This is a genomic window from Vibrio sp. Vb1554, assembly GCF_033344235.1.
Genome location: NZ_JAWPOJ010000017.1, coordinates 61,488 through 77,875 on the forward strand (window position 1 = coordinate 61,488; position 16,388 = coordinate 77,875).

Sequence of the window (16,388 nt, forward strand, 5' to 3'; positions counted from 1 at the left end):
GCTAAATAAACAAAGGACAGCTTCGGCTGTCCTTTTTGGATTTAACCTCTTAACGAGGAGAGCAACACCAGAGACGAAAAAATCTGAGGTGTTACTTTCAAATCGACTTAGCCCAAAACGGAGCGAGTCAATCAGTAAAAGTAAGGGTTACCAAGCACTATCGAGCAAACGGTCAAAACTACTGAAGACTTGCTCACACTTCATCACTCGACCATGCCCCTGACCTTGTGTTGTCACTAACTCAACGTTTTTAATCTCTTCAGCCGCTTTTGCCGAGACACTGTATTTGGTGAACTTATCTTGCTCATCATGAATAATAATGGTGTGAGACGGACGCTCAGACAAACGCTTCATCGGATCAATGGACTGTAACGGATAGCCAAATTGGTCTTCAACTTCTGAAACCACAGCATTAAAAAGCTTCATCGAGTAACCGGAACGCGCAATGCTACCGAATAAGTTCTCTACGTAATTTAATACCGGAGCAATAAGCAGCAAAGGCTTGTTTTCTAATTTGCTGTGTCGGCACTCAAGAGCAGAAGCGGTGCCCATGCTGTGCCCAACTAGGCCAACAACATCCTCGACCGTATCCAACACATCTTCTAATCCTCTGACAAACCCCGGAATGTGCCCATACTGCCCCTCACTCTCACCATGTGCCGGATGATCGTACGCCAAAGCAGTAAACCCTTTCGACGCAATATGTTCCATCAGTGGATAAAACTGACTTGCCGTGCCAGACCAACCATGAGTTAGCACCCAAATAGGTCCAGAGCCCAAAGTATAGGTTTTGATGATGCCTGCATGCCCTTTAATTTCACCTTTGATAAGCCCTTGAGGTTCAATATTTTTAGGTTGCGTACGAGCAGGTGTCAGAAGAAGCTTGCGCGCGGTCTTCTTTGCATGTGACGGGGCCAGTGTATGGTGTAACCGAGTACTAATGTTCACCAAACTGCGCTTAATACTGAAACGTTGCGATGTATTAAAGTAAATTTTTTCACTCATAATCATGTCCTTAACTATCAGCTTTGCAAAAAATAGAACGGTCGTGCTTTTTACGCTGATAAGAAAGAGCGAACTCAGCCGCTCTTTGTGATTTTATGTCTACGAATCTGGGAAGCGAATAACCGATATTAGCCTTTCCAGCGAGAAAATAAGTTGTCGATCCCTTGCCAAAACAGACGCAAGCTTTCTTGCTCACCTTTAATTGAGTAAAAAACATGCGCACTCAAATAGAGACCGTACAAATCAAACGTTGCTTGGCGTGTATCTAAGTCTGCTGCAAATTCTTGCTTCTCTTTGCCTTTCGCTATTTGGATCTCCAAATAACTCAGCCAAGTGTCTATGGATTTACGCAGTCCGGCCTGAAGCGGGCAATCTTTATCTGCCGTATCATTCCAAGCGTCAAGAAACATACAACTTCCTTGGAATGCGTGATTCCAAGTCATCCAAGAGTCGAGCAACCCTCGAATTTTACGCTCGATATTGCCATCCCCGAGTTCTCGAGCAGGCTCAATAACCCGATCAGCGAACACTTTATTGGCGTGATCAAGCACCGATAGCTGTAAATTCAACTTCGAATTAAAGTGGGCAAACAGACCACTTTTCGACATACCGCATTGCTTGGCTAACTCTCCAATCGTAAGACTTTCTAATCCGTCTTCGCTGGCGATCTCAAAAGCCCGCTGCAGAATAAACTCTTTTGTCACTTTTCCTTTTTGCATAGTCTTATTTTTAGCACGATCGTTCTTTTTTGCAATCTCGAGTTAACTGGTCTAACCATTATTCAGTGCTATTTTCGACTCACGAATCAGGTATTGATTGCGTTAATAGGTTAATAATTAAGAAGTTTGAAGTAAGTCTTAATTTTCAAAACAGCTTCAATGTAAGCGCAAGTCTGTTGACTTTTTCACGTATTACTTCAGTAACAACCTGCTATTTTCACCTAAGTTTTTTATTTAGGTAAACAATGTAATGGCAAAGAAACAAAAAATAGCCAGCTTAGAGTTTGCACGTATCATTGCGATGCTTGCGATTGTGGGTTTGCATTGCCAGATGGCACTGACGTACTGGCAGTTGGATGGGATACCATGGGTTGGCTATATGCTCAACCAACTGGCTCGTTTTGCTGTTCCGTTGTTCTTTCTCATCTCGGGTTATCTAATCCAGCCGAAGTTGAGTCACTCACCTATTGATACTCTTAAGAACTACGCCAAACCGTTAATGAAGGTTTGGCTCATTTGGAGCATGATCAGTTTACTGATGCCATTCCAATGGCAGACGGTCGCTGAGGCTGGGTATCTCGCCGAAAGGCAAGGTTATTGGGGGTACTTAATGTCAACCCCGATCAATTCACTCATCGAAGGCGGACTCGTTCATCTGTGGTTTATTCCGGCTCTGGTCATTGCCGTAGCGTTAATTGCCTTTCTCGTGCATATCAATATGGCGCAACTGATACTGCCAACCGCAGTATTGCTATACATATACGGGGTCTTTGCTGGCAGTTACGCGACCATTACCGACCTGCCAGCGCCTTTCTTTACTCGTAACGGGCCTTTTTTCAGCACGTTGCTAGTTGCTCTAGGTTATTTCGCACGAGAAGCGCAGTGGCGGTGGTCGAGAAACAATACGGTTCGATGCATTATTCTTGGCATGGCACTGCATTTTGGTGAAGCTTACTGGCTGATGCAACATGACATCGCTTTCAACTCGCACGACTTCCTATTCGGTACCGTTATCTGGACTGTAGGTGTCTTTATGTGGCTTTTGGCTCACCCTCATTTTGGCGACATGCCTTGGGTCTTCAAACTATCTCCTAGCGTGTTAGGAATATATGTTAGCCATCTGCTTATCATAATTGTCATGATGAATGTCGCTGGATTTATCGGGCTGCAACACCTCGCGAAAGATGTGTTTATTTATCCTGCAACGATTGTTGCAACCATACTGCTTGTGAAAGCAATCGACGCTTCACCGTTGAAAAAATGGCTCCTACGCTAAATGCATTCAGCTCTAGATATAGCTAGCTTTAACTCAAAAGGGTTAGAGCTAGCCAGTTAAAAATGAGATTTCTCTCTCACTGACCAATTTTTGACTTTCTAATCCTTCAGAATTTGCTTTCACTCACAAAAAACATTGTTCATTTCCTTTAAATTGGCTCGACTATTACAACATTGCTCATTAAACGGAGGCTGTATGTGGGCAGGTCAAGGACTCGTTCCTTTTTTAGAGATTAGTCACTGGTTAACTTACGGTTTATATGCCGCTGCGGTTTTATTCGGCGCAGCAAGCATTGCGTCACTCAGAAAATAGTGGCGCACACTATCATTTCCTAACTCCTACTGTTAATTCGAGCTCTCTCACAACTAACTCATTCATTTGTGGCTAATATTTCTCCAACCAGACAAAGGAGAAATGTCTATGCCAATCTATCCAATTGTGGCTTTCTGCTGTTTGTTGTTATCTAGCGCCACCTTTGCTGCATCAACCAATGAACTGAACCTTGTTAATTCTGGTGTCGGTTACGCGGCTCTGATTATCTTTTCGATCGCTTACATACTGGTTATGTTGGAAGAGTATCTGAAAATGAGAAAATCCAAGCCAGTGCTGCTCGCTGCAGGGTTAATTTGGATTCTGATTGGCTACACCTTTGCTCAGCACAACCAGCCTGAAATCGCCAAATCCGCACTAGAACATAACTTGTTGGAATATGCCGAGTTGCTGCTGTTTTTGCTCGTGGCGATGACCTACATCAACGCAATGGAAGAACGCAAACTCTTCGATGCCTTACAGGCGTGGATGGTTGGTAAAGGTTTTGGATTCAAAAAGTTGTTCTGGCTGACGGGGTTTCTCGCTTTTGTCATTTCACCGATTGCCGATAACTTAACTACGGCCCTTTTGATGTGCGCTGTAGTGATGAAAGTCTCTGGTGATAATCCTAAGTTCGTCAATCTTGCTTGTATCAACATTGTTATCGCAGCCAATGCTGGCGGTGCATTCAGCCCATTTGGTGATATTACAACCCTGATGGTGTGGCAGGCCGGTCATGTCAGCTTTGCTGAGTTCACTCCGTTGTTTGTACCGTCATTGGTGAACTACTTGGTTCCCGCATTTTTGATGTCACTTTTTGTTCCAAACACAAAACCGAATACGATTCACCAACACGTTGAGCTAAAACGCGGGGCAAGGCGTATTGTCGCGTTGTTCATTTTGACGATTGCCACCGCAGTCTCTTTCCATGCTGTGCTGCACTTCCCACCCGTTATGGGCATGATGATGGGCTTGGCGTACTTACAGTTTTTCGGATATTTTTTGCGCCAAACTCTCAAACACTCACTCGCAAAAAAAGCAGCTATGGCAATTGCCAATGGCGATGATCAGGCATTGAAGCGCTTAGGCTCAGTGGTTCCGTTTGATGTGTTTCATCGTGTGTCTCGAGCCGAATGGGACACCTTGTTGTTCTTCTATGGTGTTGTGATGTGTGTTGGCGGTTTAAGTTTACTTGGCTACCTCGAACTGGTTTCAAACGTCATGTACACGCAATGGAACCCAGTCTGGGCAAACGTAATGGTTGGTGTCCTATCTGCAATCGTCGATAACATTCCGGTTATGTTTGCTGTACTGACTATGGAACCAAACATGTCGATGGGCAACTGGCTACTGGTCACATTAACCGCAGGTGTCGGGGGCAGTTTGCTTTCCATCGGATCCGCGGCAGGCGTCGCTTTAATGGGAGCCGCGCGTGGGCAATACACCTTCTTTGGCCACTTAAAGTGGGCTCCCGTCATCGCCTTGGGTTATGCCGCCAGTATTGCGGTACACTTGTGGATGAATAGCGGTTTATTTACTTAAAAGCACCGACAATCAGGTACTTAACTTGCAACACAACCTAGCGGTCGGATGGATGGTTAACGCCATCCATCACTTCAATCGCTCCCAACTCATATGGGTTGACGCCCTCTAAGCAGCCGACATTATAGCCATACTCACTCGGGTCAGAACGACGCTGATGGTGCGTATAAATACCGCACTCGCCACAGAAAAAGTGCTTCGCAGTGTGTGTATTAAATTGATACTGCTTCAAGACGTCTTCGCCTTGCACAATACGAATACCGTTCAAAGGTACAGATGCGACAATCGCGCCACGACGTCGACACATAGAACAGTCACACCGTCTCGGTTTCTCAATACCATTGGGTAACGCCAGTTCCAACTCAACTTTTCCACAGTGACAACTCAGTCGATGTAATGTGTTGATTTGGGTGTTGCCAACTTTCTTAATCATAACTTTTCCTTGTTGTTTTTCTATCTGTGTACATTATGTTAAACAGGTTAATATCATCATAATCTCGTCCAAAAACTCGACATCCATCACTTTTCGCGACATTTTATTTGCCGATTTGTTAGTTGCTATTTTGGCGACTGTCTATCGCGTCCGTGAGACGTGTTATCTCCGGCGCGTTTTTTAAACCAAGGAAATTAATTTATGGACAAAGATCATAGCCTAAGAGAGAACCTCTTGGCTCTGACGCTCGGCAGTGCGTTGGTGTCACTTGGGGTGATATTTTTTAGCAAAGTAGGATTGCTCACTGGCGGTACGGCTGGCTTGGCGATCTTCCTAACCAAAGTGAGTGACTTCAGTTTTGGTCAGATATTTTTCGCTCTTAACCTCCCTTTTTATATTTTATCTGTGATGCGCATGGGTTGGCGCTTCACTATCAATACCTTTATTGCGGTTTCGATTGTCTCTTTTGCGGTCGATCATCTGCATCATGTGATTGAGATTTCACGAATCGAACCTTTCTATGCGGCACTTTTGGGTGGTGGGCTGATTGGAATCGGTATGTTGGTAATTTTCCGTCACAAAATGAGTTTGGGTGGCTTTAACATTCTAGCGTTGTACCTTCAGGAACGTTTTGGAGTTCGAGCGGGTAAAGTTCAAATGGCGTTAGATTGTGCCATCGTGGTGATGTCACTGTTCATTGTAGATGTGCACCTTATCGCTCTATCTGTTCTAGGTGCCATCGCAACGAACTTGATTTTGGCGATGAACCATAAACCAGGACGATACCAAGCAAAAGCGCAAGCAGCATAATCATCGCTGCATAGTCAACAACCCTAAAGCCCCCAGCCAGTCACTCGGGGCTTTTTTCATTCAACGCTAAGATCACGTCAACGAGCTCGTTTTGCAGTGCTGCTGCATCTCTTCATCCAATTTAGCTTTATATTTCTGACTAAGATGGAAGTGTACTTGCATCAACAAGTCATGTGCGTGGAACAGCTCAAACGCGTCGCTACCATTTTGCTGACAAATAGCCTCACAGCGCTCAGCATGCACTTTGGCTTCTTGCGGTTTATCCGCTTTAAGCAAGCTCATCGCTAAGCGATACTCTGCGCGCTCTTCTTGCATCCAACCCCCTGCCACTTTCCAATAGTCTAGCGCGAGTGTCGCTGCTTCTAACATCTTCGATTTTTCCATGCACGTGCGCTCAGCCAGCGCTTCGTACTGACATGCTAAGTTGTTCGCAGTGATCGCGATAGCGCGCGCTAATGGCCCTTCTGCATCGTTCGGCGTCGTTCCTAACGCTGCCTTCACCAACCATTGACTCGCCAGTTCAAGCTGAACAAGTGCAGAAAGTTCATTCGAAATCAAAGCGTAAACTCGGCGTTGTTCTTGCTCTTCCAATAATTCCATATTGTCAGTGCCATCTACGAAATAGCGCGCAACGGCAATACTGCGTTGAAATGCAAAACTCTCGGCAACCTTGCGTTCATCAAAGTGCTCTAAACAAGTAAGAAACTGTTCTGGGCACTGGAGATGCCCAATAGCGGTATGCAGCATCAATGCGAATATTCGCTCGATTTGGGTAACGTCTTCCACCTCGCTCAGAGCCGTTTCTAACTGAGCATAAATTTGTTCGGGATTTTCCTCGTGATGCTGCCAACACTCACTCATGAAGGCATCAAAATCCGTTTTGAAAGGCATGTCCTTATTGTCCTTTTTCTGTTCGTATAACGAATATGAAACTCTACACTATCGTTCCCCCTGTGTAGCACGCTTAATCCCAATATGAGAATCGCCTCACTTAAAGCGGTGTACCTTGCTCCAACGCGAGCAAACGTTGCTTGCGCTCCACTCCACCTGCATACCCAGTCAGTTTTCCGCTTTTGCCAATAACGCGATGACAAGGCACCACGATAGAAATCGGATTCTTCCCATTTGCTAACCCAACAGCACGCACAGCTTTAGGGTTACCTATCGCATTCGCGAGATCTTGATAGCTCCACGTTTCCCCATATGGAATGGTCGTTAGTGCCTGCCAAACTTGATTTTGAAAATCAGTGCCTGTCGCTGCAAGGGGCAAGTCGAATTCGTTGCGCAGACCAGCAAAGTATTCATCCAGTTGGGTGACAGCTTGGCGCAAGACCGGATGCTGCTCGTCTCGCACCCCCAGCTCAATCGGCTTAGTGGTGCATGTTTCAAACCAAATGCCAAGTAAGCCCTCAGCGTTCGATTGGATAGTCACCGTTCCTAGTGGACTCGGCATTTCGGTATAAAATGTTTTCATGATTGATTCCATAAGTGAAACGTCGCGTAGCTTCCCCAAGGGGCCGCAGTGTGCGTATTCAGTGATGGGTAACGCTGCATCGCCTTTTTCACCACTAAGTCTTTATCTAGAAAGCAATCGGGTTGAGATTGCCCTCGCAGTTGAGCATAACTGACGGTCCAAGGTCCAATGCCTTTCAAAGCTAGCCACTGCTGGGGGTCAGCTTCTGAGTTGTCCTGCATAAACTGGGCGAAGCGCACTAGCGTCTCTTTACGGCTTTGCGGCATGCGCAAAAAGCTCACGTCGGCGTTCGCAATATCACTGGGAGTCGGGAAACAACGTTTTTCTGACTCTCCACTAAGTGTGGCCACCAATAAGTTAAGTTGACCAATCGCCGCTTTAACCGACACTTGCTGGCCTAAAATAGCTCTAACCCCTGCTTCCCATGCATTCCATACACCAGGAATACGAATACCTTTACTCGACACGAGCCCAGGCGCGACATACTCCAAATGCTGCTCAACAGTACAAATATCAGCGTCAAGATCGAACATACGACGAATGTCAGACACCAAGTTTTGCAGCTTCGTTACGTCTTCAATTTCAAACGCCAGTTCTAAGTATCCTTCACCTTTTGTCGCTTTAAACCAGGCTTTGCTGTCATCCAAAAAAACGTTGCGCTGATAACTCTCATCACTCACCAGCTCAACTCCCTCAACCGCTCGCAAACGATAGAAGTCCAACATGTGCGACCAATTCAACTCACCTCGATAAGGTAAGGCAATTCGATTACAACCCGCACCATCAAACTCTTTACGGCGTACTTGAGAAGGCGTTAGTTTGAGAAACTTTTGAAAAGCATCGTTAAAGCGGCGCGTACTGTTAAAACCTGACGCAAACCCCACGTCGGTGACCGACATAGAGCTGGAGTGAAGCAACTGTTTGGCGAACATTAATTGCTGATATTGCGCATACTGCTTGGGTGACATACCTAAATACTGCTCAAACAACATACGTAAGTAACGGTCAGAAATCCCAACACGCTCAGCCAACTCAGACACCGAATGGTGATGCAACTCCCCTCTATCAATTAACGAAATCGCTCGTTGAAAGGTCGTCTCGACACCTTTCCATGCCCAAGATCCAGGCGCGCTATCAGGTCGACAGCGTAAACACGGACGATACCCTGCTTGAAGGGCTTGCGTCTTATCAGCGAAATACTCAACATTTTCTTCTTTAGGCAAATTTGCCGGGCAAATCGGACGACAAAAGATTCCCGTTGTTTTTACCGCCACATAAAATCGCCCATCAAAACGACTGTCTCGCGCGACTCGCGCCTTGTGACACTGCTCGAAGGTCAGTGAGGTATGGGGGTGAATAAACATAGTGCTTTCCTTGCTCATGCCTTTTGTCATTTATTGTTCATAGGCATCGTTCAATATAGTGTTATTGTAGCTTGCTTAAGCGCCCACAATTAGCCATTTTCGGAACTCAATATTGAGATTTATTGGCATTAGCGCTTTTGTACACTAAAGTTAGATCCAGAACATCACAACAACGTCGGCTAAAGGGAATTGGCATGGACTTACATACTTGCGTAATTGTATTAAGAAACCAAAAGGTTATTACCAGTAAATCCGTAGATCATTCTATTGGAATTATCGAACGAGACTCAGATAACGAGATCTCAGAAATTCAGATTAATGCGACGGATGGACGTAATATTCGAACTTATCACTACAACAATGTAGAGGAGTCATTAGAGAGCTTAATGAACCTCTGACGGTTTTCTTTAACACACCTTTCTCCCTTGTTAAAAGCGAAAGCAATAGAGCACAGTACATGTGCTCTTTTTTTGTTTAACAGAAAAAATGTTTATCGAAAATAATGACAGACCTTGATTTAAAACAGACAATAATCTGCAAATAAACACTCGAATATAAAAATCAAGGCATTGATTTAAATAAATAAAAACCAACTATTCAATTTTTTAGAACGAGTTTATCAAAATCCTCCCGTTATTTTTATGTTCGCCTCTACCTAAACTGTTCTCAACAGCACGGGAGCACACGCTTCCCACTCATTGAAAAGAGTCAGAGGACAGAATCATGAAAGCACTATTACAGAAAATTACCACGTCAAACGAAGGTTACAGCGCACTATCACTTCGCGTTCCAATCGGCATTATCTTTATGGCGCACGGCGCACAAAAACTATTTGGCTGGTTTGGTGGCTACGGGCTAGAAGGCACAGGTCAGTGGATGGCATCTATCGGTTTAGGTCCTGGCGTGCTCATGGCGTTACTTGCGGGCAGCGCAGAGTTCTTTGGCGGCTTGTTCATTTTACTTGGTCTGCTAACTCGACCAGCAGCGGTTGCTTTGGCGTTCACGATGGTGGTAGCGATATTCTCTGTCCACTTTGAAAATGGCCTATTCATGGCAAACAACGGTTACGAGTTTGGCTTAGCATTACTGGCAGCAAGCGTTTCTCTGGCGTTCTCTGGCGCAGGTAAAGCAGCGTTAGATAACTTTTTAAACAAAAAGCTCTCTTAAGGAGGCCTTATGATTACGGTAAGACATGCAGCAGACCGAGGTCGAGCAAACTCTGGCTGGCTTGATAGCAAACATACGTTTTCTTTTGGTAGCTACTACGATCCTCAACATATGGGCTTTTCTGAGCTGAGAGTCATTAATGACGATGTAGTCAAGCCTGGCGCGGGTTTTGATACACATGGCCACCGTGATATGGAGATCATCAGCTATGTGTTGGAAGGTGTTATCGCACACAAAGACAGTGAAGGCAACGTCAAAACACTACCTGCAGGTGAATTCCAACTCATGTCGGCAGGGAAAGGGATTTACCACAGTGAGTACAATGCATCGAACCAAGATACGCTGCGGTTTCTACAGATTTGGATTCAACCGAACACATTTGGAACCAAGCCAGGTTATCAGCAAAAAGATTTTGGTCGCAATCCTGGGTTAACGACTATCGCAACTCCAACTGGAGAAAACGGCACGCTACTTATTAAGCAAGATGCGACTTTGCATCAGTTAATTCTTGAGCCAAGTAGCGAACTAAACTTTGAGATTGAGTCGGGCCGAAATCTATTCATCCATCAAGTGACTGGGAGCCTTAGTGTCGACAATACCACTTTGACGGCTGGCGACGGCGCGAAGGTTGAACACCAGAGTAAGGTTGTTTTGCGCAATACATCAAACGAAAGCACAACAGCCCTGTTGTTTGACTTACCATAACTATCGATTCATCGAGATAAAAACAAAGCCGCCTTGATTTCTCAAGGCGGCTTTTTCGTTTTTCTGACTTTTCATTCAACGCTATTCGTCGGAAGTGCCAGAACCAATTTGCTGAAAACTGTAAGCGGTCAGTGGATCGATCTCTTTGACAATTTCTTCCACTTGCTTAATCGCGTCTACAGACGAGCTAGCTTTACGATAGCTCAAATAGATAGGGCGACACCAATCTTCTACTCCAGACACCTTGTGAAGCTGCCCATTAGCGATAAATGGCTCCACGAGAGAGATTGGTAAGTACGCGGCTCCACCCTTCTCTAAAATAAAGTCCAATGCGATACGCGCTGTTGAAGTGCGTAAATATGGAGCCGGAATCTTAGGGTGACGTTCAGAATGCTCTGAGGAGAAACGCGTCCCCCAGTCAACGTACACATATTTGTTTTCGAAAACGGTGTCTAAAGAATCTTTCTCAGTTGATACCAGAACGAGAACAACATCTGCCACTTTTTTACAGTTAAGCTCATCAGCTTTGATCTGATCGAACGCAAATGCCATATCTAACGTGCGCTCTAGCAAGCTACGACTGAGCATCTCACGTCCCATCACTTCTGCCATGAAGCCATAACCACCAAACGAATCTGTGACGACACTTAAACAATTCTGTAAATAAGCGTCCCAAATGTTTGGCGTGCCACCTAACGTTAGTTGCAGCGCTTTGCCATCTTCAAGCGATAATTCTAGCTTCGCTTGTTGCAATGTAGTGACCATTACCTCGGCATAGCTGATTAAGCGCTCACCTGCAGAGGTCAACTTTATGTTATTTCGATCACGAATAAACAATTGCGTATCGAAGTAACTTTCCAATTGTTTGATACGTGCGCTCACAGCGGCTTGGGTAATATAAAGGTTCTCAGCAGCACGTCCGAAGTGACGAACTCTTGCCAGCTCTAAAAATGTTCGAAAGACTTTTACATCCATAAACCATCTCCTGGTTAATATAAAACCAGATTAACAACTAATTAAAATCATGACGACAAAAAAGTTTTGTTTTTCTTTTGTTAGATTTAAGCCTAATTTTCGCCGTAAGTTCACTACATTCATCAATAACGGTTACAGAGGCTGTTGACATGTCTGACACTGAATTCCGTCATGGCAAAAAACGTTTTTACGATAACGTAAAATTCCCACGCGGCTTTGCAAAGTCTGGCGATTTTACTCTTTCAGAAGAGGAAATCCTAACAATTTATGGGGATACAATGCTTGGCTTAGAGTCAGGCGAATTAACACCTGAAAACAGCGAAGAGAAACACTTCATCAAGGTGTTAGAAAACCCGGGCAAAGCAAAAACAAAACTTGAGCGTACGTGGCTAAAGTACACCCAACTTGCTCGTGGTCGCAAGCGCTTCCATACGCTAAATGGTCGTAACAAGCCTGACGCCACAGAAGAATACATTGAAGAGAGTTTGGTTGAAGACGATTAATAACCAATAACCTAATTCTCGCCTTTTTCTAGCAGTAGGCGAAAGCTCGTTTGACTTTACTGAGCGAGCAAGACAAGCTCATTTCTTCTCCTAAAGCCCAAGGGGGCATTCTCCCAAGGGCTTTTTTAATATTTGGGTGATGACCGTTTACTTGGCGAGCGTCGCAATCTTTTTCAGAAAGCTCTCTTTCAAATGCTCTTGGTCATATTCCAAGTGATAGGTGTTGTGGAAGCCAATTTTTAGCTCAACACCATTCCCTCTCAAGAAAACGTTGTACCCATCGTAGTCAGAAAACGCTTCTACACCTTCATACATTTTACCAAATTCGGTTGGCGTACCGTTGTTCATCACACATTCGTAAGCCTGTAGTACTTTGCTCGGATCTAACTCATTTTTCATACCGAATTCCTCACTGGTTTACACATTTCAATTATGGTTAAAGAATGAGCGCCATGCCATATCTAACCCATAATATTTGAAGTTCGTGTGCGATTTCGCACTCTGTAGGTTGTTAAAAAACAAGGTTAAGTGCGAAGGCAGAACTTAATTTAGATCATAAATTTTATCTATTGATTCGTCAGTTTCATAATGCAATTTCTTTGTAAAAAATCGTCTTATAAAAGCATTTAGATATAAAAATCGTCGACAAAACCAACATTGGTTAAAGAAAAAGCAAAATTTTGACCTAAAACAATAGCAGTTCGCCATTACTTATTTTATAATGCGAATTAATGTTTCAGTACATCGTCAATTCCAATAACTAGGGGCACAAAATGAGACTTATCCCGTTAACTCGAGCAGCACAAGTAGGTAAGTGGGCAGCTGCGCATATCGCTAAGCGTATCAACGACTTTAAACCTACTGCTGAGCGTCCATTCGTTCTGGGTCTACCAACTGGTGGCACTCCTCTAGCAACCTACAAAGCCCTAATCGAGCTTTACCAAGCCGGCGAAGTCAGCTTCAAAAACGTCGTGACTTTTAACATGGATGAGTACATTGGCATCCCTGCGGATCACCCAGAATCTTACCGCTCGTTCATGTACAACAACTTCTTTAATCACATTGATATTCAAGAAGAAAATATCAACCTACTGAACGGTAACACAGACGATCACGACGCAGAATGTAAGCGTTACGAAGACAAAATTAAGTCTTACGGCAAGATCAACCTGTTCATGGGCGGCGTGGGTAACGACGGTCACATCGCGTTCAACGAGCCAGCGTCATCTCTTTCTTCTCGTACTCGCATCAAGACCCTCACTGAAGACACTCGCATTGCGAACTCTCGCTTCTTTGACGGCGATATCAACCAAGTGCCTAAATACGCGCTGACTATCGGTGTTGGTACGCTTCTAGACTCAGAAGAAGTGATGATCTTGGTCACTGGCCATAACAAAGCTCAGGCACTTGAAGCAGCCGTGGAAGGTTGTGTAAACCACCTATGGACAGTTTCTGCTCTTCAACTTCACCCTAAAGCAGTGATCGTATGCGACGAACCAGCTCAACAAGAACTGAAAGTGAAGACAGTGAAGTACTTCTCTGAGCTAGAAGCAGAAAACATCAAAGGCTTTTAACCCATAGGATGGCAGCCTAGAAACACACTAAAAATACAAAACCCGTGTTGAACACGGGTTTTTTCTTATCTGAACAGCGGGCTTAAGTCGTCAATAAGCTTTAATACCAAACTGACGAAGACGCTTAGGAAGCACTTCATCCAACTTGTCTAGTTCACTCGGTTCGACTTCGATAAGATTGAAATGATGCTGCTCATAAACAGTACGAATGGTCTCACGGTCGGCCTGAGCCATCTCCCCATCGTCACTTCCCCAAAATTGCAAATAGACTTTGCCACCTGGCAAGTAAAAATCGCTAGTGACATCTTGGTCAATCGGCAACTGACGCTCATAAGCGTGCACAACACCAGCCAAGTACAGCCAGTTGTCGATGAGCAACTCCCCCTTAGAGCGTACGTAATGCCCATCTAATGTTCGGTGCTTGGCTTCAAATTTTTGGCGAAAGCTTGAGTACGATTTATCCGTAGAATGTGACTCCGCGTCTTGCCCTAAAAACTCAATGACAGACTGCTTAAGACGCTTGTTACGCAGCACCACATCGTGCCATACGACAAAGGTATTTTGTGTTTCTTTATCGGTTCTTTGCTGTCCACCAGCGCGCACACCAGCTTCAGTGACACTCCATCCCTCTTCGGATTTGGTCAACCAACCCAGTTCACTCAAAAGCTGATTCATGCGCTTCGCATTCAATTTCAGCTTTTCACCCAGTTGTGTCGCGCTCAATGTTTTTCCTAAGCTGGGAGTCAGCTCAATATGTAAGTTGGTCGGCCAGACGATGAACTGGCCAAATTTAGGGTGATCCACATACTCACCGCCAAACTTTGCCCCTTCTTCGGTCAAAATCCACTTTTCATCTTGGCGAACGATGTAGCCTGCACGTTTGAGATCGGCAAACAGCAGCTTAGCTTCTACCTTGCGCATTTTCGCTAATGCCGACGTCGATATTTTTTCAGACATGTGGGTACCTCATGCTGCTGCAAAATTGAACACTATGTCGTCATAGTAACGCATTGATTTCACGGCTTGAAGTCAGGCAAACAAGATTTCGTGTTACAAATAGCAAAGCCAGCGTATAGGTGCTGGCTTTGTTATTTCGGTAAAAAAGCGAATGTTATTTAATAAAAGCGATGCATCCTTGCAAAATCACTAAATTCACAATGTCGATGAAGAATGCACCGACAATTGGAACCACCATAAATGCTTGTGGTGATGGACCATATCGACTCACGATGGAGCCCATATTCATGACCGCAGTCGGTGTAGCACCTAACCCAAAACCGCAGTGTCCGCTAGCGATCACCACCGCATCGTAGTTGCCTCCCATCATGCGGAATGTTACGTAGTAAGTGAACATCGCCAACACTGCCGACTGAATAGCAAGAATAATAAGGAATGGGATCGCAAGATCGAAAATATTCCACAATTTCAAACTCATCAAGGCCATGGCAAGAAATAGAGATAGTGCAACCGTGCCAAGAATATCAACGGTTTCTAAATCAACCTTGCGCGCCTTCGTCACTTCCATGATGTTAGTGATAACAACACCAATAAACAGCGCATAAACAAAATCGGGAATCATTAACCACTTGATGTCAAAACTGCTTACCCAGCTCTCGAGATACTTCGCGCCTGTCACGCAAAGTAGAATGATGGACAAGCTTTCAACGACTCTTTTCGCTGTGACACGATCTTCCTCATGTTCGTTGTACGTCACCAGTTCAGGGAAACTCTGATGACTTTGATTGGTGCGTCCGTATTCCGATTCCAAGTTGTGTTTGTTTAGTAGCTTTTGTGCAACAGGGCTGCCAATAATCCCGCCCATCACCAAGCCAAATGTAGCAGAAGCCATTGCCACCTCTAGAACATTATGCAAACCATACATTTCTTGAAAAGTTTGCGACCACGCAGCTCCCGTTCCATGTCCGCCAGAAAGCGTAATGGATCCGGCGATCAACCCCATGAGTGGATCTAACCCCAACGCTGTTGCTAAGGACACGCCGACCGCATTTTGGATAAGAATGTAGACCGATGCCACAACTAGGAAGATGAAAACCTTCGCACCGCCTTTAATCAGTTGGGTGTAATTTGCCGCTAAGCCAACGGTTGCAAAAAACATCAGCATAAAGACGTTTTGCAGTGGTAAATCAAAGGAAACATCCACACCGTTTAAGTGCATCGTCGTGATGACGCAAGCGACCACTAGACCACCAACAATTGGCTCTGGAATATTAAATTTTTTTAAGGTTGGTAACTTGGTATTGATGAACTGCCCTAAAAACAACACGCAAATTGCGACGAGGAACGACTCCTGTGGGCCGATAGATATTACCTGATTCATGAGACCTCTTTACTCTACTCTTTCTCATTCATTGAGCACGCGCTCAACGTGAGATAGGTGCCTAAGCCAGTCAGATTGCCTCTCGAAACTTTTGTTTTCTAGGCCTCTTTGACCATTGATTCTCATCAAGTAAGAAATAGGCAGACCTAAAATTATGCTAATTATCATTCAGTGAGAATATTCATTTAGAACAG

18 protein-coding genes are annotated in these 16,388 nt (G+C 44.7%); 8 read left to right on the forward strand and 10 right to left on the reverse strand.

What is annotated here, in order from left to right:
• Positions 1–147: 147 nt before the first annotated feature.
• Complete coding sequence (locus tag R8N28_RS15020) at positions 148–1,005, reverse strand: alpha/beta fold hydrolase (RefSeq protein WP_065275584.1); 858 nt, start codon at positions 1,003–1,005, stop codon at positions 148–150.
• 128 nt (positions 1,006–1,133) lie between these two features.
• Complete coding sequence (locus R8N28_RS15025; RefSeq protein ID WP_005374416.1) at positions 1,134–1,724, reverse strand: TetR/AcrR family transcriptional regulator; 591 nt, start codon at positions 1,722–1,724, stop codon at positions 1,134–1,136.
• A gap of 250 nt (positions 1,725–1,974) precedes the next feature.
• Between R8N28_RS15025 and R8N28_RS15030 the strand changes: the two genes are divergently transcribed.
• Together R8N28_RS15030 and nhaD are read left to right on the forward strand one after the other, a co-directional pair.
• Positions 1,975–3,000 carry an acyltransferase gene (locus R8N28_RS15030; protein ID WP_065275583.1) on the forward strand — a complete coding sequence of 342 codons (1,026 nt, stop codon included), beginning with the start codon at positions 1,975–1,977 and terminating at the stop codon, positions 2,998–3,000.
• Between the two features lie 420 nt (positions 3,001–3,420).
• Positions 3,421–4,851 (forward strand): sodium:proton antiporter NhaD, encoded by a 1,431-nt coding sequence (nhaD, locus tag R8N28_RS15035; RefSeq protein WP_065275582.1) that lies wholly within the window; start codon positions 3,421–3,423, stop codon positions 4,849–4,851.
• A gap of 37 nt (positions 4,852–4,888) precedes the next feature.
• On the opposite strand, the gene R8N28_RS15040 is transcribed toward nhaD, so the two are convergent.
• A complete protein-coding gene (locus R8N28_RS15040) occupies positions 4,889–5,284 on the reverse strand; it encodes a GFA family protein (protein WP_017821038.1) in 396 nt (131 codons plus the stop codon).
• A gap of 201 nt (positions 5,285–5,485) precedes the next feature.
• On the opposite strand from R8N28_RS15040, the gene R8N28_RS15045 reads away from it, so the two are divergent.
• Positions 5,486–6,094, forward strand: a complete 609-nt coding sequence (locus R8N28_RS15045; RefSeq protein WP_005374427.1) for a YitT family protein — start codon at positions 5,486–5,488, stop codon at positions 6,092–6,094.
• 72 nt (positions 6,095–6,166) lie between these two features.
• Here the strand turns inward: R8N28_RS15045 and R8N28_RS15050 are convergent, their stop codons facing one another.
• The 3 genes from R8N28_RS15050 to R8N28_RS15060 form a co-directional block, all read right to left on the reverse strand.
• Positions 6,167–6,985 (reverse strand): hypothetical protein, encoded by an 819-nt coding sequence (locus tag R8N28_RS15050; protein ID WP_065275581.1) that lies wholly within the window; start codon positions 6,983–6,985, stop codon positions 6,167–6,169.
• Positions 6,986–7,085: 100 nt separating this feature from the next.
• Complete coding sequence (locus R8N28_RS15055; protein ID WP_025768736.1) at positions 7,086–7,568, reverse strand: methylated-DNA--[protein]-cysteine S-methyltransferase; 483 nt, start codon at positions 7,566–7,568, stop codon at positions 7,086–7,088.
• Complete coding sequence (locus R8N28_RS15060; protein WP_065275580.1) at positions 7,565–8,932, reverse strand: AlkA N-terminal domain-containing protein; 1,368 nt, start codon at positions 8,930–8,932, stop codon at positions 7,565–7,567. The genes R8N28_RS15055 and R8N28_RS15060 overlap by 4 nt, the downstream gene beginning before the upstream one ends.
• 194 nt (positions 8,933–9,126) lie before the next feature.
• Between R8N28_RS15060 and R8N28_RS15065 the strand changes: the two genes are divergently transcribed.
• The 3 genes from R8N28_RS15065 (at position 9,127) to R8N28_RS15075 (ending at position 10,804) form a co-directional block, all read left to right on the forward strand.
• The gene (locus R8N28_RS15065; protein ID WP_017633816.1) at positions 9,127–9,330 is read left to right on the forward strand and encodes a hypothetical protein; all 204 of its coding nucleotides are present in this window, start codon (positions 9,127–9,129) and stop codon (positions 9,328–9,330) included.
• Positions 9,331–9,655: 325 nt separating this feature from the next.
• A complete protein-coding gene (locus R8N28_RS15070) occupies positions 9,656–10,099 on the forward strand; it encodes a DoxX family protein (RefSeq protein ID WP_025768734.1) in 444 nt (147 codons plus the stop codon).
• Positions 10,100–10,108: 9 nt separating this feature from the next.
• A complete protein-coding gene (locus tag R8N28_RS15075; RefSeq protein WP_065275579.1) occupies positions 10,109–10,804 on the forward strand; it encodes a pirin family protein in 696 nt (231 codons plus the stop codon).
• A gap of 81 nt (positions 10,805–10,885) precedes the next feature.
• On the opposite strand, the gene R8N28_RS15080 is transcribed toward R8N28_RS15075, so the two are convergent.
• Complete coding sequence (locus tag R8N28_RS15080) at positions 10,886–11,779, reverse strand: LysR family transcriptional regulator (protein ID WP_005374436.1); 894 nt, start codon at positions 11,777–11,779, stop codon at positions 10,886–10,888.
• Positions 11,780–11,928: 149 nt separating this feature from the next.
• On the opposite strand from R8N28_RS15080, the gene R8N28_RS15085 reads away from it, so the two are divergent.
• Entirely contained in the window at positions 11,929–12,282 is a 354-nt protein-coding gene (locus R8N28_RS15085) for a DUF413 domain-containing protein (RefSeq protein ID WP_005374439.1), read from the forward strand.
• Between the two features lie 147 nt (positions 12,283–12,429).
• On the opposite strand, the gene R8N28_RS15090 is transcribed toward R8N28_RS15085, so the two are convergent.
• Positions 12,430–12,681, reverse strand: coding sequence for a DUF3081 domain-containing protein (locus R8N28_RS15090; RefSeq protein WP_005374440.1), 252 nt, complete (start codon positions 12,679–12,681; stop codon positions 12,430–12,432).
• 374 nt (positions 12,682–13,055) lie between these two features.
• Here R8N28_RS15090 and nagB point away from each other — a divergent pair, with 374 nt between their 5' ends.
• Positions 13,056–13,856: a glucosamine-6-phosphate deaminase gene (gene nagB, locus R8N28_RS15095; RefSeq protein ID WP_005374441.1), complete on the forward strand. Its 801-nt coding sequence runs from the start codon at positions 13,056–13,058 to the stop codon at positions 13,854–13,856.
• Positions 13,857–13,946: 90 nt separating this feature from the next.
• On the opposite strand, the gene R8N28_RS15100 is transcribed toward nagB, so the two are convergent.
• Together R8N28_RS15100 and gltS are read right to left on the reverse strand one after the other, a co-directional pair.
• Positions 13,947–14,813, reverse strand: a complete 867-nt coding sequence (locus R8N28_RS15100) for a glycerol kinase (protein WP_065275578.1) — start codon at positions 14,811–14,813, stop codon at positions 13,947–13,949.
• Between the two features lie 154 nt (positions 14,814–14,967).
• A complete protein-coding gene (gene gltS / locus R8N28_RS15105; protein WP_065275577.1) occupies positions 14,968–16,194 on the reverse strand; it encodes a sodium/glutamate symporter in 1,227 nt (408 codons plus the stop codon).
• Positions 16,195–16,388 lie beyond the last annotated feature (194 nt).